This is a genomic window from Cohnella sp. SGD-V74 (genome assembly GCF_003001675.1).
Taxonomy (GTDB): domain Bacteria; phylum Bacillota; class Bacilli; order Paenibacillales; family Paenibacillaceae; genus Cohnella.
This window is the reverse complement of the sequence record NZ_PVYW01000011.1, coordinates 85,568-105,547: the sequence shown is the minus strand read 5'-3', so window position 1 is coordinate 105,547 and position 19,980 is coordinate 85,568. Positions and strand designations below refer to the sequence as shown.

Genomic DNA, 19,980 nt, shown 5'->3' with positions numbered 1-19,980 from the left:
CTACAGCGAATAGTTGCCGAACTTCTTCTCCAGCCGGTGCTGGCCGACCGTCAGCGCGGAGCAGATCAGCAAATAGTAGCCGGCCGCGATAATATAGAGCAGCATTGGCTCGAACGTCGAGGCGGCGATCTGCTTGGCCACGCCGAACAGGTCCGGCAGGGTGACGAGAGCGGCCAGCGACGACGTCTTGAACAGGCCGATGAACTGGTTGCCGAGCGGCGGAATGCTGATCCGCGCCGCCTGCGGCAAGATGACGCGTCTGAGCACCTGGAAAGGGGACATTCCGAGGGAATATCCCGCCTTCCACTGCCCCTGCGGCAGAGATTTGATCGTCGAGCGCATGATTTCCGAGCAGTACGCCGCTTCCGCCACCGTCAGCGCGATGACGACCGTCGGGAACGCGGGAAGCACGATGCCGACATTCGGAAGTCCATAGAAAATGATGAACAGTTGAACGAGAATGGGCGTGCCCCGGACGATCCAGACGTAGAACCGCGAGGGCAACCGCAGGTACGGCCTGGGAGACAGGCCGGCCAGCGCGATCAGCAGAGCGAAGATCAGCGCCAGCGCGAACGAGACGAGCGACAGAGGAATCGTGTATTTCAGCATCCCCTGCAGCAGCGGCCACAACGAGTGGAGGGCTATGTCCCACAGTCTTTCCGCGCGCTCCTGGCTCATGCCGAGCCCTCCTTTCTCCGCCTTACTTCAGCAAGTTTTCGCCGAACCATTTGAGCGACAGCTTCTCGTATATGCCGTCTTCCTTCACGCTCTTCAGCGCCTCGTTAAACGCCGCGATCGCCGTACCGTCTCCGCCCTTCACGAGAGGCAGCGCCACCAACTCCTGCGTATCGGCCTGATCGGCCGCTCTCAGGTTCAGGTCGGGACGGTTTTTCTTCAGCTCCAGGAAGTACAGATTGTTGAAAATGATCGCGTCCACCCGTTTGTTCTTCAGCAACTCCAGGCTTTCGCCCTCCGGCACGAGCACCGCGCCGTAGGACTCGGCCAGCTTGCCGTAAATGCTCGTATTGGAGCCGTACACTTTCTTGCCCTTCAAATCCTCGAAGCTGTTGATATCCTTCGTCTCGTCCAGCACGATCAGCGTCGGGTACGAGATCAGGTACGGGTCGGCGAAATCGTATTTCTCCTTGCGCTCCTCCGTGACCCCGATCTGGTGGATCGAGTCGAACCGTCCCGCATCCAGGCCTGCAAGCATGCCGTCCCATTCCGCTTCCTTGAACGACAGCTTCACGCCGTCGATGCGCGCGAACACCTCGGTCAGCAGCTCGATATCGAAGCCGGTCAGCGGTCGGTCGCCGGTCTCCTCGTGGAAGGCGTACGGCGGGTACGTGCCGGTCGTCGCGATGACGAACTCGCCTTTCTGCTTCAGCTTATCCAGCGAAGTTTGCGCGGCGGCCGACTGTGCGGAGCCGTTTCCTTTATCGTTCGAGCAGCCTGCGGCGATCAGTGCCGCAACCAGCGTCAATACGGCGAATAACGTTTTTGTTTTAGCGTTCATCGGTCATTGTCTCCTTGAATATGGATTCGACTTGCGTTGTGCGCGGCCTCTCGCATGGCCTCATCATAATACAGTGTTTTCCGAGGTGTAAAGTAGGTTATTGGAGAATGCCAAGCTTGTGTTATGAAAAGGCAATCCCGTTATATCCCGTAGCAGCGAATCTCGTAGACCGCCGCTTCCGCGCCTCCGTTGGATGCCAGGAAGACGATGCGGATGCGCTCCGTCCGTACCGGTCGGGAGAGTCGATGAGACACGCGGCGCTGATAATTGCCGAACGTCTCGTGGACGCTCTCCCAGCCCCCGGCGGTCCAAGCCTCAATTCTGTAGTCGCGCGGACAGTCGGGTTCGCGATAGTAGGCGGGATAACGGTTGTGATCCTGAAGCAGATGTCCCGGAAAAGTCAGCTCAATCGTCCCGATCTCCCGCGTCTCGCGCCATCGCAGCTCCAGCGTCTGCGGAAGCGGCAGGCCTGGCGCCGAACGCCACAGGTTGACGGTCCGATGCGGCCGGGTGACGCCGCTGACCGTCTGCGCGGCCGAATAGATCGGCTGGGGCGGACTGACGCGGAAGCTCATCGTCCGTCCGTCGTCGTGGCTGCGCAGGCGGCCGGGCTCCAGTTCGCTGGCCGACGGAAGCCCGGGGTGCACGGCATTGGCGCGGCGCCAGATCAGCCCGCGGCCGTTCAGCAGATCGAGCCGGACATAGCCTTCTTCCGGAAGGCCGCTTCGCGCGTCCAGCCGCGGCAGCCATCGAATCCAGCCTTCGCAGGCCGGCGGAACTTCCAGTATGGCTGCGGCCAGCCGGTTTTGCTGCCGCACGTCGTAATCCCAAATATGCTCGGTGCGATGCAATTCGGCTTCGAACGAGAGCGGATGGTCGCCGCGATTCGCCACCCAGACGTCCAGATGCTCCAGTTCGCCCGCCGCGACGGCCACCCACTGGCTGCGACGGATGTCCAGCGCCTCTCCCTCGTCTCCCGGCTCCGTCTCGGCAAGCTCCGCCTCGCTGCTGGCCGTCACCTCCGCCTGCCGGGCGAGGTCGAGCGGATCGACGTTCGCTGCGCCCGGCAGGAAACAGCCGGCCCGCAGCAGCGTCTGCTGCACCTCCGCAATGGCGTCCGTCCCCGGCACGTCCGGGACGGGAATGCCGCGCCTAAGCGCGACGGCAGCGGCGGTTCCTGCCGCCTGGCCCATAATGGCAGTCGTCGACATGACGCGGACGGTGCCGAGCGCCGCGTGCGTGACGCTGACGTTGCGCCCCGCCATCAGCAGGTTGTCGATATCCTTGGCGATCAGAATGCGCAGCGGAATGCCGTAGGGGCTGACCAGCTCGGCCGCTCCCGGCAGCTCGCTTGTCGGCGCGAGCAGCCCTCCGGGGACGTGCAGGTCCAAATACCACCCGCCATAGGCGACCTCGTCGGCAAACTTTCTGCCTTCCAGCACGTCATGCTCGGTCAGCAGATAACGGCCCATTATGCGCCGACTTTCCCTTTTGCCCGGCACCTGGCCGATCCAGTCGAGCGCGTAATTCACCGCCTTGTCCCGGGTCAGCGGGTCCTTGTTCTTGATCCAGTCCCATACGCCCAGCACATGGCGCGTCAGCTCATGACGGATCGTCTCCGCGTCGTGTATCGTATCCCAAGGCGAACCCAGCTCGAACCACCAGTAACCGGCGCGAATGTCGTACGGTCTGCGATTGTGCGCGTAGAAGAAGGCGGGATCGTCATACGCGACGGCCCATTCGGGGGCGCGAAACGGAGCCGGCCGCCCCGTATCGCGGGCGCGGAAATGGATCGAGCTGCCCATCGTGTCGCCGCTTGCGCGCTCCGGAGCGTGGGGCTCGCCGAATTCGTCGCGGCTCTCGCTGCCCATCCGCCACTCGTTGCCCGCCAGCGCCGCGACCGTGCCGTCCCCGGTGCAATCGATGAAGACGCGGCCTTCCAGCCGCAGCTCCGTCTCCGCCCCCGCGATTCTCGCGGTAACAGCGGCGATGCGCCGGTCTCCATCCTTTTCGACCTGCTGCACGGAGGTGTTCAGGTACACCGTCAAGTTCGGCGTTCTCATCGCCAGATCGTACAACGTCATATCCCACACGCTGTTCGTCCAGCCGTTGTTGTGAAACTGCTCATGGTTGTTCGCCCGATCCTCGCACGTCACCTCGGTAATGATTCCCGTCTCTCTGGCGTAGGCATGAAACCGTCCGGCGCCGTGCGGCGTCACGCGAATTTCCGACGAGCTGTTGCCGCCCAGCACGGGTCGATCCTGCACGAGCGCGGTGCGCGCGCCTTCCCTGGCCGCTGCCACCGCCGCGCTGAAGCCGGCCAGTCCGCCTCCGGCGACCACGACGTCGTAGCTCGCTGATTTGCTGTTCATCGTTCTCCTCCTTATCTGTTGTCCGACGCATAACGCGTCTCTCTCCGCAGCACCGCCTCCGCCACCTCTACCGACTGAATCGCCGTGCGGATTCCTCCAGTCGGCTGCATGCCCGCGCGGACGGCGTCGAAGAAGCCGGCATTCTCCTCGTAGAAGCCGTTGGTTACGAACGGCTCGGCTTCCGACGCCCAATGCTTCAGCTCGCGGTTGCCTTGCAGCAGAACGCCTCCGGGCGAATCGTTCGACGTCCAGAACGGAAGCCGAAGCAGCAGCGTGGCGTCTTCGCAGTTGATCGCCGCCCTCTCGTATACCGCCCCCGCCGCCGGAAAATAATTCAGCCGGAACGTCGCCCCGGACTGAAACTCGCCTTCCAGCGAGACATTCGTCACGCGCGAACCCAGATGCGGGAGCGGGCGATAGCTCAGGCGAATGTCGCGGTAATCCGAACCTGCCAGCGTTCTTAGCGCGTCGATGCCGTGAATCGCCGTGACGGACGCGTCCTCGTCGTCGGTTCGGCCAACCCGGCTGATGTCGTAAGCGATATGATGCAGCCGTCCGGCTTCACGCCACTCCTTCAGCGCGTCGACCGCCTGCCCGATCAGCGGCATATATCGGCGGTTGAACGCCACCTGTGTCGGAATCTCGCCGCCGTTCGGCCGAATCGCGGCTGCTGCGATGCGCAGCGCTTCTTCCCGCGTCGTGCCGGGAGGTTTCTCCAGCAGCAGCGGGTAGCCTTGGCCTAGAATCGATGCGGCCAGCTCCGCGATGTACGGAGCGGGCACGAGCAGGCAGACGGCGTCTGGACGCTCCGTCTCCAGCGCTTCCTCCACCCTCGTGTACGCCCGGCGAAAGCCGAACTCCTCGGCGAATTTGGCCGCCCTGTCCGGATCGGCGTCCACGCAGGCAGCCAGCTCCGTATCCGGCCGTTCCTCCCGGTAACGCCGGTACGCCGGACCATGCCCTCTCCAGGCGATGCCGCCGCATCCGATCACGCATATTTTAAAGGCCATCTTCGGACGCTCCTTTCCCGGCCGCTTGCTCGGCCCGCCGCAGCGCCTCCAGCTCGCGCGGCAGATGCGTCTCGCGCGGCTCCCATTCGTACCACTCCCCGCTCAGCCAGCCCGTATAGCCGATGCCGTTCAGCGCCCGGATGACCTCGGCATGATCGACATCGCCGCTGCCGATGGCGCGGTAATGCGGATGCCCGGTGCTCCCGGGCGGTTTGCGGACGCCGTCGTGCACATGGACGTGGCGGATCCACGGCCCCAGCGCGGCGACGGTTTCCGCGGGCGATGCCTCTCCTTCGTGCTGCGTATGAAGCACGTCCCAGAGAGCCGCAACGCTTGGATGACCAACCCGCCGCAGCACCTCTGCCAGCTCGCCAGGGGCAGACCAGTCGTCGTGCGTCTCCAGCAGCAGAACGACTCCATGCTCCGTCCCGCTTGGCGCGAGTCGGCGCAGCGCCTCCACGATGCGTTCCCGCGCTTTGTCCCGGCTGTCTCCCGCCGCAATCCGGCCGCAAAACAGCCGAACATACGGAATCCCCATATCCGCCGCCAACTCAATGGCTTTCTCGGCAGCGTCTATCTGCGCCTCGCCCTCCTCCTCCGCCGCCGAGAACCGGCTGGATACGCCGAGCGCCGTCAGGGCGACTTTTGCCTTCTCCGCCAGCCGTCTCAAGCTTTGGCGCGCTTCCGTGCCGGCGTCGATTTCGATGCCGTGACGATGTCCGACTCCGGCTCGTACTTCCAGACCACCGTAGCCGTAGCGACGAGCCGCTTCCAGCAGCTCCGGCAGCGTCAGCGTCGGGGCCGATGCCGTATTGAACGCGTATTTCATCTGACTTATTCCTCCTTGTAGAGCGGGTATGAGGCCTGACTTGCCGCCGTTTCGGACTTTTCCTCCGGATCGCGCAGCCTCCTGTCGTTCATTCCGTCTGACCGATAGCCCGGCGTCTGATCCGTTTGCCGGATGGCACAGCGCCCCTCCAGGACGCGACGTACGGCCGTTTTCGGGCATGACGAATCAACCGGCGCGGGGCGGTTCTCCTCCTGCGCTCCGGCTGGTTCGCCTTCTCCCGTCGTTACGCCTGTCCGGAGCGTTTGCGGAAAGCTTGCGGCGATAAGCCCATCTTTTTCTTGAACGTCTTGCAGAAGTAGGCGCTGCTGTTAAAACCGATCTGCTTGCCGATCTGCGCTACGGGCCGGTCGGTCATCGTCAGCAGCAGACACGACTCGCGCAATCTGCGGGCTATAATGTACTGACTGAGCGTGCAGCCGGTCTCTTCGCTGAACAGATGCGAGGCGTAGAACGGCGACAGATGAAGCGCTTCGGCCAGCTTTTCCAATGAGAAGCTTTCGTGGTAATGCTCCTCGATCCAGCTCATCATCTGCTCGATATGTCTGCCTTCCCGCTTGCCGGCCGCATCCGGCTCGCGCCGGTCGTCCCGCTCGCAGATTACGCGCAGCTCCCGCATCCAGTCGAGCAGAAACAGCAACAATTCCTCCTGTCTCCCGTATTCCGGCACCTCGCCGAGCCTGCGCTCGAACTGTCCGGCCAACCCGTCCAACCGCTCCAACTCCTCCTCGCTGAGCGCGAACAGCCGCCCTCCGTGCTTTCCTTTCCACAGCCGATGAAAAAAGGCTTGCAGCGCCGGAAACAACGCGGCATAGCGGTCGAACAAATAAGGATCGAATACGAGCGGCGTGCGCACGTAAGGAGGCTCCATCTTAAAATGATGCAGCTGGTACGGCTGGATTACGACAAACGTTCCCGGCCCGATCGGGTGCACCGTCCGGTCGAGAATCAGCTGACCGCGTCCTTCCCTCACGAGCACGATTTCGATGCCTTGGTGGGCGTTGACGATTTCCAGATGGCCTTCCCGGGTTTCGAGGCGGTGGAAGAACAGGAAGCTGCGCTCGACCAGCTGCGGAACCGGATTGATCGTTCGGCTCATAGCGCATCCAGCTCCTTCCTCAACCAATCGAACGAGCCGATTCCCCCGATTTCGTGTCCCCCGTCAAAAATATCCAACACAAGCCGGTCCGCCGCGCCCAAGCGCTCGTAATACATTCCGATCCGCTCAGCTGCTCTGACCGCCCCTTCCACAGGAAACAGATGGTCGCTCTTCCCGACCTCCAAGTACAGGGAACGGGGAGCGATCAATCCGACGAGATCGGGCATGTCGCCCAACTCGACGATTCCGGGAATATAGTCGCACAGACAGTGCTGCCGGGAGAAAAAGTAACTGTCCTCATAAGTATTCGTATACCCGCTTAATACGACGGCACGGAAGCGTTCATCCAGCGCTGCCGCCAAATACGCGACGAACGCTCCGCCAGACAGTCCCATCGCGCCGACTCCCGCCTTCACGATCTCGGGACGGGACAGCGCGTAGTCCGCGGCGATTCGCACCTCCTGCGCGCGAATGCCCGCCAGCGTCTCTCCCAGATGAGTCAAAAAGGAGGACAGTTTGTAGCAGGAGGAGTTGCGCATATCCGCCGGATTTTCGTCCAGCCGGCTATCCTCCTCCAGCCGGCGCTCGCCGAAGCCGAGCAGTTCGGGTACAATGACGGCCAGACCGCGCTTGACGAGAGACAGCGCGAAATGCTTGTGAATGCCCGTTCCCTCCGGCTCGTCGCGTCCGTCCGGCGTCAGTCCGACCAGCTCGCGGCTGCCGTAGCCGTGGCCGTGCAGCGCCAGTACGGCAGGTGCGGGGCTGCTGGCGGACGCCGTCTTGGGGAGCAGCACGTACATCGGCATGCGCAGGCCGTCCCTCGTGCCGATCTCCACCCGTTCGCGAATGTAAGCCCCTTGGTCCGTACGTTCCAGCAGCTCAGCATCCGGCGGGACGGCATTTTCCTGTGCAAGGGGGATGCGAAGCAGACTGGCCAACCGCTCCCTTCTGCGCAGCAGCTCCTCCCCATCCGCCGCCGGGTCGGGGAGCTTCGCAGCCCGGGCCAGCTTCGCTTCGTACAGCCGGGCGATAAATTCGTTTGCAGTTCCGTGTGCCGCCATATGACCGCCTCCGAATCGGGATTTGTATTGAATTGCGCTTCATTTTGTTATATCGGGATTCTGAAGTCTCGCTCCTCTTGTTCAAGACTAAGCGCGAAGACGCGATAACCTTGCACCTAACCGGCGCTTGACGCTATCATAGTATGAGTTATCCAAGTTGTAAAGTCGGATAAACGTTCGTCGCAATCTCGTTATATACCTTCGCAAGCCGTTATCTTTTTCACCGCAATCGCCGGCAGTTGCTTACGTCCGCCGCCTCGAACACCGTGGTCTGTCGCCCTTCCGTATGTCGGCCGCTGTCAATGCCGTGCGCCGTCATCCCTTCCGGTCAGTCGTCGCCAATGCACACGCCGTTTTCGCAATCTGCTCCAATTTTATCCCAACCTCGCAACTCTGATTTCGTATATGCTTAACACATGGAGGAATGAGACATGCCCCGAAACGACCAATGGACGATCGCGGCGGCAGGACGGGCCTTCCGCAGCGGAGAGCTCTCTCCCGTCCAACTGCTGGAATCGCTTCTGCAGCGAATACGAAACGAAGACGACCGGTATCGCTCCTTCCTTCATCTGATGGAGGACGAAGCTCGGGCACAGGCCGCGCAGGCCGAGCGCGAGCTGCGGGACGGCCGCGACCGCGGACCGCTGCACGGCATCCCGGTATCCGTCAAAGATATGATCGCTTATGCGGGAGTGCCGCTGACGAACGGCTCGGGCCGATCTCCCGTGCCGGTTCCAGAAGCGCATGCACGCGTCGTCGCCAAGCTGTTGGAGGCCGGCTCAGTCATCATCGGCAAGGCGCATTTGTACGAGTTCGCTTACGGCCGGCCTCACCCGGCCTTCGGCTGGACGCTTAATCCGCTGCGGCCCGGCCGACTGCCCGGCGGCTCCAGCTCCGGCTCCGCCGCGGGGATCGCCGCCGGTTTCGCCCTCGGCTCGATCGGCACCGACTCAGCCGGCTCCGTCCGGGTGCCGGCCAGCTTCTGCGGTGTCGCCGGATTCAAGCCGTCCGCAGGACACCTTAGCCTGGACGGCATTACTCCGCTGGCTCCGTCGCTGGATCATGCCGGCGTGTTGGCACGCACTTGCGAGGACGTCTCCCTGCTGTTTAACGCTCTTGTAGAACGCTCGGATGAAAAAGGAATGCGTCTTATGGAGGAATCTGCGGAGAATCGGATGCGACTGAACGTGAAAGTGGAACAACCCGACATCCGGGCTCGTGCGACTGAGAAGCCTCTGACGATCGGCGTAGCGACCGACTATTTGGACGCGACGGCCGAACCCGAAATTCGCGATGCGGTCCTCGGCGTAGTCCGAGCGATGGAGGAGGCCGGCTTCCGCGTCAAGCGACTGAACACGAAGCTTCCAATCTCCCAAGTGAAGGATAAAACGTGGACGATTTTGCACTATGAAGCTTTCCGAACACACAGAGACAAGCTGGCCGACTGGTCGGAAGGTTACAGCGAACGGATGCGGAACAGCCTGGAGGCGGGCCGCGTCATTACGGATAGCGACTATGAGGCCTGCCTGAGCTGGAGGGATTCCCATCGCTCGTTGGTTGACAGGTTGTTCGAAGAGATCGACGTGCTCGTCTCCCCCACCTGTCCGGTCACCGCCGGGCCGATCCCGGCGGGCAAGCCGGGCGGACCGTCCAACGGCGAATTCACTCCGTTTGCCAACCTGTGGGGTCTCCCGGCTCTGTCGCTGCCCGTCGGCCTCACCTCGGAAGGACTGCCGATCGGCCTGCAGCTCACAGGGCGTCGCGGCGACGACGAACTAGTGCTGGCCGCCGGCTCCCTCTTCGAGCGGTTCGTCCGCGGCTGATTCGCTCCCCGAAACCCATTGGACGGCAACGTCGGATCGTTCCCGACACTCAACTAATGGCCCCAACTCCACTGCAGGATGCTCCACACGGAGCATCCTGCACAACACAAACCGCCGCCCCCAACAGTATCGCCACGCGAGCTTATCATCCGACCGCCTGTCCCGTCGCCCTCAACAGTACCGCCTCGCGTGCTCGTCCGACCGCCTGTCCCGCCGCCCCCAACAGTACCGCCACGCGAGCTTATCATCCGCCCGTCTGACCCGCCGCCCCCAACAGTACCGCCACGCGAGCTTATCGTCCGACCGCCTGACCCGCCGCCCTCAACAGTACCGCCACGCGAGCTTATCATCCGACCGCCTGACCCGTCGCACAAGGCTCGCCTGTGCCCCTGTCATTACGCAGCCCTGCCTCTGTCTTTTTCCCTATCCTCAACGCCCAGTCGTTAACAAGCGGTTTGGCTGGCCCCATTTTCTCTCAATTGGGTGGTCACAGCTCCTCCAGTCTGGCTTACAGTTGGGGTGTTCGATATCCTAATCCAATTCCGGGAGGTGGCGCGCGTGTTTTACTTCTATTTCCTGCTTGCTCTTATGTTCGGAGGGGTCGGCGTTCTGTATCTGTTCGGCAAAAGCATCGTCAAGGCGGAGCAATAAGGTCGCATCCATTAGGGCATGCCTAGCCCGGACCGCAATCGGTTCGGGTTATTTGGCGTGTCCCGATCCGGCGACAGGAACCTGCGCGACTTCTGTCGAACATGTATGTTTGCAGTCGAATAACGGAGGTACCAGGCGAAATTGGTACTATTCGGTCCGTCCTCTTTCCGGCACAATGAACTTGCGGGAACGATGCGCGGGAAGGAGATCTCTCTATGAACATTCGCAAAGTCAAAATATACGGAACGGGCAAATACTTGCCCGGCCGCCCGATCTCCGATCTGGAGATGGACGATCGCCTCGGCGTTTCCCGGGGCTGGACGCGCAGGGTGACGGACATCGTCTCCCGGCACTACGCCGGAGAAGACGACACCGCATCCGCCATGGGCGCGAAAGCCGCCCAAGCCGCCCTTCAAGCCGCCAACCTGAAGTTCACCGACATGGATTGCCTCGTCGGCGCAAGCGGCACCAAGGAGCAAGCTCTCCCCTGCTCCGCCGTATTCATTCAACGCGAGTTGGGGATGGAGCAGTCCGGCGTCCCCGCCTTCGATATCGATTCCACCTGTCTCAGCTTCCTGGCGGCGCTTGACGCCATGTCCTGCATGATCGCGGCCGGAAGATACCGCTACGTGCTGATCGTCACGTCCGAGATCGCTTCCGTCGGCCTCGATTGGCGGCACAAGGAAAGCGCCGCGCTGTTCGGGGACGGAGCAGCCGCCGTTGTCCTCGGTCCGGCGGAGGACGGCGAGCCGTCCGCCATCGTCGGCGCCTCCATGCGCACCTACAGCGCCGGAGCCGCCTTCTCCGAAATTCGCGCGGGCGGCACCAGGCGTCACCCGAACGGCTATCGTCCCGCCGCCGCGGACGACTATCTGTTCTCGATGGACGGTCCGGCCATCTACAAGATGGCTTCTCGCCTGCTGCCCGACTTCACCAAGGAGCTGCTGCAATCGGCGGGAACGAGCATGGCGGACTTGAAAGCGGTCATCCCCCACCAAGGCAGCGCGATGGCCGTTCGCCTCATGCGCAAGAAGCTGGGCATAGCCGAGCGCCAGCTTGTCTATATTACGCCGAACCACGGCAATACGATCGCCGCCTCCCTCCCGATGGGCCTTCATGAAGCGATCCGGACGGGACGGATCGAGCGGGGGGACCGCGTGCTGCTGATCGGAACGGCGGCGGGACTGACGCTGGGAGGGCTGATCCTTGACTATTGAGCCGGAAACGGAGCCGCAGCGCGTTCTCCTTACAGGAGGCCGCTCTCCGGCGGCGTTGGAGCTGGCCCGCCTGTTCCGCGCCGCCGGCCATCGGGTTTACGCGGCCGAATCCGCGCCCTATCACCTGTGCCGGGTGTCCCGTTCCGTCGAACGAAGCTTCCATGTCCCCCCGCCCTCCGAAAATTCCGAGAAATACGCCGCGGCACTGTGCGCGATTGCCGAACAACACCGCATCGACGCGCTGATTCCAACTTGCGAGGAGATTTTCCACATTTCCAAGGAGCTCGACCGATTCGAGGGCGTTTGCCGAGTGCTGGCGGCGCCTCTGGCGGAACTGGACTCTCTCCACCACAAAGGAAAATTTATAGAAACCGCGGCGCGCCTCGGACTTCCCGTCCCGGACACGGTGACGCTGGACACGCCGGACGGCTGGCAGCTGCTGCTGGACAGCCCCCGCTTCGCCGAAGGCATCGCGCTCAAGCCGGCCTATTCGCGATTCGCTTCGCGCACGCTGCTGCTCGATTTGCGCCGCACTCCCTTGCCGGACTCCCGCTGTAAGGAAATCGCGCGCAAGCTGGCCGAGGCCGGCGTGTCTGACCGTCGTCCCTGGATCGTCCAGGAGCTGCTGCGCGGCGAAGAATGGTGCACCTACAGCGTAGCGCACGAGGGCCGGATCGCGGCTCACGCCGCATACCGCAGCCGTTTTCGCGCCGGCCGGGGCGCCAGCATCCATTACGAGCCGGCCAGCCAGCCGCAGCTGTTCGATTGGGTCCGGCGCTTCGTCGCGGGAATCGGCTTTACCGGGCAGATCGCCTTCGATTTCATGATCTCGCCGGAAGGCGCCGTCCTGCCGATGGAATGCAATCCGAGGGCGACGAGCGGAGTGCATCTGTTCGGATCGGGCGGCCGGCTGGCGGAGGCGCTGCTGTGTCCTGCCGCTCTTCTGGCGGCCGGGCGAATCGCCTCTCCTGCCGCACAATCAAGACAAGGCGCGATGCTCTCGGCCGCGATGCTGAGCTACGGGCTCGTCCAGGCCGTCCGCGAACGAACGCTCGGCGAATGGCTGCGCGCTTGGCGAGGCAGCCGTGACGTCGTGTATCGCCGGGAAGACCCGAAGCCTTTCGCGGAACAGTTTCGGCTGCTCGCCTGGACGCGCCGAACGGCCGCCCGGCAACGCCTGACGCTTCAAGAAGCGTCTACCTCGGATATCGAATGGAATGGTGAACGATGACAAAAGTATTGGTAACGGGAGCAACGGGATTTCTGGGCCGGGCCACGGCCGTTCGCTTCCGCGATCTGGGATGGGACGTGACGGGGCTCGGACGCGACGAAAAAATCGGCCGCCAGCTGGCCGCTCAGGGTATCCCCTTCCTTCAGGCGGATTTGCGCAACCGGCAGCAGATTGAAGACGCCTGCGCCGGACGCGACTACGTCATTCACTGCGCGGCGCTGTCTTCTCCGTGGGGAGCCTACCGAGACTTCTATGAGACCAACGTCGGCGGCACGGAGCATGTCGTCTCCGGCTGCGTTCGTCACGGAGCGCGCAGACTGGTCCATGTGTCCACGCCAAGCGTTTACTTCAATTACAGAGATCGGCTGCTCGTTTCCGAGCAAGAGGAGCTGCCTCGCAAGCCTGTGAACTCCTACGCCGCCACCAAACTGATGGCGGAACGGGTCGTCGCGGATGCGGCCGGCAACGGATTGTCTTCGATCATCGTGCGGCCAAGAGCCGTATTCGGCCCTGGAGATACGTCGTTGTTCCCTCGGCTGCTGCGGGTGAACGATTCGCGCGGCATTCCGCTTATCGGCGGAGGCGAGGCGCTGCTCGATCTGACCTATGTCGACAACGCGGTCGACGGGCTCGTTCAGGCATGCAATGCGCCGGAAAGCGCCGCGGGCGCGATCTACAATCTGTCGAACGGTGAGCCCGTCAAGCTGATCGACCTGCTGCGGCGGCTATTCGCTCTGCTGGAGCTGCCGCTGCGCACCCGGAGCGTCTCCCGGCCTGCCGCGCTTGCCGCGGGACGCGCAATGGAGTGGCTGTACAGAGCGTTCCCGGCGATTGGCACGGAGCCGCCTTTTACTCGGTATACGGTCGGCCTGCTGGCCTACAGCCAGACGCTCGATCTGGCCCAAGCGCGCCAAGCGCTGAACTACGAACCGCGAATCCCGCTCGACGAGGGCTTGCGCCGATTCGCGGACTGGTGGAGGAGCAACCCGTCATGAACCAAGAGCATCCCGTCCAGGTCGAGCTTCTGCTCCTGTCCGCCGGTTATTGCCTGCATCCCGAATTCGTGACGCTGCGGGGCGGCTCGCTGCGTTCGGCCGCCTATCCGGCCGGCTTCGCCTGCATTCGCCACCCTTCGCAGGGCTGGATTTTGTTCGATACCGGCTACTCTCCGCGATTTCGCGAGCTGACCGGTTCTTTTCCCTATTCGCTGTACCGCCGACTCACGCCCGTCATTTTGCATGAGGATAACACCGCCGTCCGGCAGCTCGCCCGGCTCGGCATTGCCGCGGAGGACGTCCGCAGTGTCATTCTCTCGCACTTCCACGCCGACCATATCGGAGGCGCGCGGGACTTCCCGTCCTCGCGCTTCCTGTACCCGCAGGCAGCCTACGACGCCGTTCGACGCCTCGGCCCTTTCCGGGCCACCCGTGCGGGCTTCGTCGCCGGACTGCTGCCCGATCGCTTCGCCGAAACCGCGCAGCCGATCGAAACGCTGGCCAAGCGAGTCTCCCTGCCGGACAGCATTCCGTTCGACGGAGGCTACGATCTGCTCGGCGACGGCAGCCTGATCGCGATCGCCATGCCGGGACACGCGGCTGGCCAGATCGGCCTGCTGCTGTCCACATCCCGCTCGCGCGTGCTGCTCTGCGCCGACGCCTCGTGGTCGAGCCGGGCGCTTCGCGACAACCGACCGCCCCATCCGGCGGCAGGGCTGGTCATGCACGACCGCGCGGCGTACCGCGACTCGTTCCGCAGGCTGCGAAGCTGGCAAGCGTCCGATCCTGATCTGATCGTCGTGCCGAGCCATTGCAGGGAGTTCTACGATATCGACAGCCGGGAGGTAAAACGCTTATGATTCGGGACGCTCTTGCTTTTATCAAGCACTACAGAAGCGGAAGAAAACGAGGCGGAACTACGAATCGCCAAGCGTTCGAAAAGAAACTGGAACGGCTCGTCGTCCGGCACGTCTCGCAGGTCCGCGAGCGTTCCGCCTTTTACCGGGAATGGTGGGGCTCTATCCCGTCGGAGCAGTGGCGCTCCTTCCCGACGATCGACAAGTCGGTGATGATGGCGCACTTCGACAGCCTCAATACGGCAGGCATCGCGAAAGCGCAAGCCTTCGCGGTGGCCGAGGCGGCCGAAGCGTCGCGCGACTTCAAGCCCGCCATCGGGAACGTGACGATCGGCCTGTCTTCCGGCACGTCTGGCAATCGCGGACTGTTTCTCGTCGACGGACGGGAGCGGGCCGGCTGGGCCGGCGCGGTGCTTGGCAAAATGCTGCCCGGCCCCCTCCTCTCCCGTTGTTCGATCGCCTTCTTCCTGAGGGCGAACAGCAATCTGTACGAATCGGTGCGCGGCAGGCGGCTGTCGTTCGCATTTTACGACCTGCTCGATCCGCTGCCCGATCAGCTTAAGCGGCTTGAACGCCAGCGGCCCGACGTCATTGCCGCCCCTCCCTCCGTGCTGCGCCGCCTTGCCGAAGCCGCCCGCTCCGGCAACCTGCTAACGAAGCCCAAGCGGATCATCTCCGTCGCCGAGGCGCTGGACCCGCTTGACCGGGAATACATCGGGGAGGCGTTCGGCCAGACCGTCCACCAAATCTATCAATGCACGGAAGGGTTTCTCGGCTGCACCTGCCCCTATGGCACGCTGCATCTGAATGAGGATCTCGTCTATATCGAAAAAGAGTACGTACCCGGCAAAGACCGCACGTTCGTGCCGATCGTGACCGACTTCTCCCGCACGACTCAGCCGATCGTCCGCTACCGGCTCAACGATCTGCTGACCGAGAGCGAGCAGCCCTGCCCGTGCGGCTCCCCGTTTACGGCCATCGAGCGGATCGAAGGCCGCTGCGACGATATTTTCTATGCGACGGGCGGCGGAGTCGACGAAGACGAAGCGCTGGTCACGATCTACCCGGACTTCGTCACGCGCGCGATTATCGGCGCTTCTCCCGCTATCGCGCAATACCGGGCGATCCAGACGGGACTGGACGAATGGACGGTCGAGCTTGAGCTGCCGGAGGCGGAGCGGGACATGGCCGAAGAGCGGGTTCGCGCGGCAATCGCAGCGTTGTGCGGCCGCCTTCGCTGCCGTACGCCGCGAATCGTCTTCTCCGCCTACTCGCATGAAGCCGGCATCGCGAAGCTGAGGCGCGTCGAAAGGAGATACAAGCTTTGAAGTCCCGAATCGAGCTGTACGAAGCGGCCGACGCGAGCGAACTCGAGTGGCCCGACAACGAATACGGCCGCTATGCCAAGCGGTATTTGCTGCCTCTTCTGCAGGAAGGTTCAGAGCGGTTCGTACGGAACGTCCGTACCCGGATCCTCGTGCTGACGGCAGACGGGATTCCGCTTCCGATCACCGTGAATGAAGAGGAGTACGACAACAGCTACGTCTGCTCCCCGTACACCCACTATGTCAGCTACGCGAAACAGGAGCTTATCTTGCTGGGCAACCGCGCGCTGATTGCCGGACTGGACGCGCTTCTGTCCGGAATCGGCCGCCTGCTGAAGCTCAGCGGCTTTAACCGGGTCGTGCACGTCAACAACTGGCTGCTGTCGACCAATCTGTACCCGGAGCTGAACGCCGCGCAATGGGACGCCGTGCTGGACAAGCTGGTCGCCCGCTTCCCCGGGCATGCGATCGCTTTTCGCTCGCTTAATCCGTCTCTCAATGCGCCCATGCTGGACCTCCTTCGTTCCAAGGGCTGCCTGCTCGTCCCGAGCAGACAAATTTACTTGCTGAGAACCGGCGATGCCGGCTTCGGCAACGCCAAATCCCGCTGGCTGCTGAAACGGGACGGCGCGCTGGCTGCCAAGGAAGGCTACGAGACCGTCGGCCCCGGCGACGTAACCCGGCAGGATCTCCCCCGCATCGCGGAGTTGTATCGTCTGCTGTATCTCGATAAGTACTCCTGGCACAATCCGCAGTTCACGGAACGTTTTCTGGAGGAGGCGCTCGATAACCGCATATTGGAGCTGCACGGATTTCGCCGCAACGGAAGGCTTGACGCGGCGCTCGGCTTCTACGCCAGGGACGGCGTGATGACGACGCCTTTGTTCGGCTACGACACTTCGCTGCCGCAGGAGCTCGGCTTGTACCGGATGCTGTCCGCCCGGCTCATCGAATTGGCAGGCGAGCGCGGATTTCTGCTGCACGAAAGCTCCGGCGCGGCCCAGTTCAAGCGCAATCGGGGCGCCGAGGCGGAGATTGAATTTTCTGCGGTTTACGTGCGGCATCTGCCGCTGAAGCGCCGCATGCCTTGGGCGACGCTCGGCAAGCTGCTGAATCGCATCGGCGTACCGCTGCTGAGAAAGCACAAGCTGTAGCGCAGAATTTGCCTTGCTTCTCTCCCCTCCCCGGGCGGCAAGCCCCAAGGAGCAAAACGTGGTACACTGGGAGAGACGGTACAAACGAACAGCAGTTCCATATCATTCGAGCAGCAGAAGGAGGTTGACCCATGTCGACCGTTGAGCGAATCGCCCTCGTAACCGGAGCCTCCAGCGGCTTCGGCCTTTTGATCTCCACCGCCTTGGCCCGCGGCGGGTACCGGGTCGTGGCCACGATGCGCGATCCGGATCGCCGGGAACCGCTCATGCAGGAAGCGGACAGGCTCGGCGTCGGCGACAGGCTCGAGGTCGTCCGGCTCGACGTTACCGACTCCGCGTCGATTGAAGCGGCTGTCGCGCATATTATGGAACGCTACGGCCGGATCGACGCGCTCGTGAATAACGCCGGCTACGCCGTCGGCGGGTTCTCCGAAGAAGTGCCGCTGGAAGCGTGGAGAGCGCAGATGGAGACGAACTTCATCGGCGTCGTCGCTGCAACGCAGGCCGTTCTGCCCATCATGCGCCGGCAGCGCGAAGGAACGGTCATCCAGATCGGCAGCGTCAGCGGGCGGATCGGCTTGCCCGGCTACGGAGCATACGCCGCCTCCAAGTTCGCGGTCGAAGGCTTCAGCGAGAGTCTGCGGCTCGAGGTTGCGCCCTACGGCATCCGGGTGTACCTCGTGGAGCCCGGAGCCTATCGTACGCCGATCTGGGACAAAGGTTTCGCTGCGATCCACGCCAAGCCCGACTCCCCTTACGGGAAAATGCTTAACTCCGTGCTCGGCTTCGCCCGCAAATCGGCCGAATCCGCCCCGCATCCGCGGGAAGTCGCCGGGCTGGTCGCCCGGCTGGCAGCCTCCGGCCGCACGCGCAAGCTGAGACATCCGATCGGGCGAGGCGCCCGTTCGCTGGTGACCGCCGTCCGTTTTCTGCCCTGGCGCTGGATTGAAACCGCGATCCGCAAGACGCTGGACCGGGGCGCGTCCAAGACAACAAGTCCGGAGAACGCCAATACGAAAGAAATTTAACACCATTAACTATATAGGTTGAACCAAAGATGCATCGAAGAACGGCCCCAATGAAATGGAGAAAGGGAATGGTTTTGCCCGCGCCTTTTGGCTTTGAGTTGCATACCTATGAAGATCTTATCAATCAGAGCAACTCAAAACAACCTGTCTGAAGCCGGCAAAGCCATCCCTTTCGGAATGCAATGGGCTTCCCGTTTCATTGGTTCAATCCATATAGACTGAGGAGAGATCAGCGATGACCCATCTAGACTCCCCCTTTTCCCTGAAAGGGCTCGCCTTGAAAAACCGCATCGTCATGCCGCCCATGTGCCAATACTCCGTCGAGACGAACGACGGCAAGCCGAACGATTGGCATTTCGTTCATTACGTCTCCCGGGCGATAGGCGGCGCGGGACTGATCATTGTGGAGATGACCGACGTGGAGCCGGACGGAAGAATAACCGACCGCGACTTGGGGCTCTGGTCGGACGAGCAGATTCCCGCCTTCGCGAGAATCGTCGATGAGGTACATAAATACGGGGCGAAAATCGGCATCCAGATCGCGCACGCGGGACGCAAAGCCGAGGATGCGCCGACGCCCGTCGGAGCGTCGGATATCCCGGTTCCGGGCGCGAACGGAGACCCGGTCTCCCGGCGTCCGCGGGCGCTGGGCGCCGAGGAAGTCCGGACGATGGTCGGCAAGTTCCGGGACGCCGTCCGCCGCGCCGTCGAGGCCGGCTTCGACACGATCGAGCTGCACGGCGCGCACGGCTACTTGATCCACCAGTTCCATTCCCCGGGCATCAACAATCGCTCCGACGAATACGGACGCGATCCGGCTCGCTTCGGCGAGGAAATCGTGCAGGCCGCGCGCAGCGTCATGCCGGCGGACATGCCGCTCATCATGCGCATGTCCGCGGTCGAATACATGGACGGCGGCTACGACCTCGCGCATGCGCTGCGGATCGCGAAGCGCTACAAGGACGCCGGCGTCGATATGTTCGACGTATCCAGCGGAGGCGAAGCGCCTCCGGGCAGCCGCAAGCCCGCCAATCATCCCGGCTATCAGCTTCCGTTCACGCGCGCCTTCAAGGAAGCGCTGAACGTGCCGATCATCGCCGTCGGCAATTTGGACCAGCCGCACTTGGCCGAGGCCGCTTTGGGCAACGGAGACGCCGAACTGGTCGCCGTCGGGCGGGGTATGCTGAACGATCCTTATTGGGCGCTTCACGCGATTATGACCGTCGCCAGAAAAGCCGAACCGCCTGTGCAGTACGCAAGAGGCATCTACGTCCGTTAAGATGAGGGGGCTGTCCCAATGTGGTCAGATTAAGCCCCAGAGAGGGAGCAACGCATACAGCCAGGAACAACGCTTCGCGACACCGCCATCCCATTGCACAAGGTTGGGTGGGCGGGAACCTGGCTCGCGGGGAACAACTGCCTTTGGGTAGACGCCGTGATCGTGACGATGGTGGTCGTTGGTGATGGTCGCGATGGTGATCGTGACGATGGTGGTCGTGGTGATGGCGGTAATCGCATAACGTTACGGCGTAACGTTAAATGCCCGACGCGGGCCAGGCTAGCGGCCAATAGAGCGACGGCATAACGTTATTTCCCCATTTGTCCCCCGATCTCGTCCTGAACCCATGAAATAACGTTACGCCATAACGCTAACCTTCATTCAACCGTCAACGTCCGAAACCCATAACGTTATCCCATCGTCCTATGCGATTCCGTGTCGTTCGATTGCGAACATTTGCTCCTACAACCTCGCGAATTTAGATTAACCTGACAACATCCCTCGTATTTAAGGGG

The 19,980-nt window shown here is 62.7% G+C and carries 16 protein-coding genes; 9 read left to right on the top strand and 7 right to left on the bottom strand.

Going from position 1 to position 19,980, the window contains the following annotated elements; all coding sequences use genetic code 11:
- The 7 genes from B0G52_RS17520 to B0G52_RS17490 all read right to left on the bottom strand — a co-directional run bounded on the left by B0G52_RS17520 (position 1) and on the right by B0G52_RS17490 (position 7,905).
- Complete coding sequence (locus tag B0G52_RS17520; protein ID WP_094046644.1) at positions 1 to 678, bottom strand: amino acid ABC transporter permease; 678 nt, start codon at positions 676 to 678, stop codon at positions 1 to 3.
- Between the two features lie 22 nt (positions 679 to 700).
- Complete coding sequence (locus tag B0G52_RS17515) at positions 701 to 1,516, bottom strand: transporter substrate-binding domain-containing protein (protein WP_094046642.1); 816 nt, start codon at positions 1,514 to 1,516, stop codon at positions 701 to 703.
- Between the two features lie 140 nt (positions 1,517 to 1,656).
- Entirely contained in the window at positions 1,657 to 3,888 is a 2,232-nt protein-coding gene (locus B0G52_RS17510; protein WP_094046640.1) for an FAD-dependent oxidoreductase, read from the bottom strand.
- An 11-nt stretch (positions 3,889 to 3,899) separates the two neighbouring features.
- On the bottom strand, positions 3,900 to 4,898 hold the full coding sequence (locus tag B0G52_RS17505) for a Gfo/Idh/MocA family protein (RefSeq protein ID WP_094046638.1): 999 nt from the start codon (positions 4,896 to 4,898) through the stop codon (positions 3,900 to 3,902).
- The gene (locus tag B0G52_RS17500) at positions 4,888 to 5,727 is read right to left on the bottom strand and encodes a sugar phosphate isomerase/epimerase family protein (RefSeq protein ID WP_158223754.1); all 840 of its coding nucleotides are present in this window, start codon (positions 5,725 to 5,727) and stop codon (positions 4,888 to 4,890) included. Before B0G52_RS17500 ends, B0G52_RS17505 begins: the two co-directional genes overlap by 11 nt.
- A gap of 244 nt (positions 5,728 to 5,971) precedes the next feature.
- Positions 5,972 to 6,844: an AraC family transcriptional regulator gene (locus tag B0G52_RS17495; protein WP_094046634.1), complete on the bottom strand. Its 873-nt coding sequence runs from the start codon at positions 6,842 to 6,844 to the stop codon at positions 5,972 to 5,974.
- Positions 6,841 to 7,905: a dienelactone hydrolase family protein gene (locus B0G52_RS17490; RefSeq protein WP_094046632.1), complete on the bottom strand. Its 1,065-nt coding sequence runs from the start codon at positions 7,903 to 7,905 to the stop codon at positions 6,841 to 6,843. Before B0G52_RS17490 ends, B0G52_RS17495 begins: the two co-directional genes overlap by 4 nt.
- Before the next feature lie 431 nt (positions 7,906 to 8,336).
- On the opposite strand from B0G52_RS17490, the gene B0G52_RS17485 reads away from it, so the two are divergent.
- From B0G52_RS17485 to B0G52_RS17445, 9 genes are all read left to right on the top strand, one after another.
- Complete coding sequence (locus B0G52_RS17485) at positions 8,337 to 9,728, top strand: amidase (protein ID WP_094046630.1); 1,392 nt, start codon at positions 8,337 to 8,339, stop codon at positions 9,726 to 9,728.
- 866 nt (positions 9,729 to 10,594) lie between these two features.
- Positions 10,595 to 11,596 carry a beta-ketoacyl-ACP synthase III gene (locus B0G52_RS17480; RefSeq protein ID WP_094046628.1) on the top strand — a complete coding sequence of 334 codons (1,002 nt, stop codon included), beginning with the start codon at positions 10,595 to 10,597 and terminating at the stop codon, positions 11,594 to 11,596.
- On the top strand, positions 11,586 to 12,827 hold the full coding sequence (locus B0G52_RS17475; RefSeq protein WP_094046626.1) for an ATP-grasp domain-containing protein: 1,242 nt from the start codon (positions 11,586 to 11,588) through the stop codon (positions 12,825 to 12,827). The genes B0G52_RS17480 and B0G52_RS17475 overlap by 11 nt, the downstream gene beginning before the upstream one ends.
- Positions 12,824 to 13,822 (top strand): NAD-dependent epimerase/dehydratase family protein, encoded by a 999-nt coding sequence (locus B0G52_RS17470; RefSeq protein WP_094046624.1) that lies wholly within the window; start codon positions 12,824 to 12,826, stop codon positions 13,820 to 13,822. The genes B0G52_RS17475 and B0G52_RS17470 overlap by 4 nt, the downstream gene beginning before the upstream one ends.
- Entirely contained in the window at positions 13,819 to 14,682 is an 864-nt protein-coding gene (locus B0G52_RS17465) for an MBL fold metallo-hydrolase (RefSeq protein WP_094046622.1), read from the top strand. Before B0G52_RS17470 ends, B0G52_RS17465 begins: the two co-directional genes overlap by 4 nt.
- A complete protein-coding gene (locus B0G52_RS17460; protein WP_094046620.1) occupies positions 14,679 to 16,007 on the top strand; it encodes a F390 synthetase-related protein in 1,329 nt (442 codons plus the stop codon). Before B0G52_RS17465 ends, B0G52_RS17460 begins: the two co-directional genes overlap by 4 nt.
- Entirely contained in the window at positions 16,004 to 17,158 is a 1,155-nt protein-coding gene (locus tag B0G52_RS17455) for a GNAT family N-acetyltransferase (protein WP_094046618.1), read from the top strand. The genes B0G52_RS17460 and B0G52_RS17455 overlap by 4 nt, the downstream gene beginning before the upstream one ends.
- 131 nt (positions 17,159 to 17,289) lie before the next feature.
- Positions 17,290 to 18,186, top strand: a complete 897-nt coding sequence (locus B0G52_RS17450) for an SDR family oxidoreductase (RefSeq protein ID WP_094046616.1) — start codon at positions 17,290 to 17,292, stop codon at positions 18,184 to 18,186.
- Between the two features lie 235 nt (positions 18,187 to 18,421).
- Complete coding sequence (locus tag B0G52_RS17445; protein ID WP_094046614.1) at positions 18,422 to 19,465, top strand: NADH:flavin oxidoreductase/NADH oxidase; 1,044 nt, start codon at positions 18,422 to 18,424, stop codon at positions 19,463 to 19,465.
- Positions 19,466 to 19,980 lie beyond the last annotated feature (515 nt).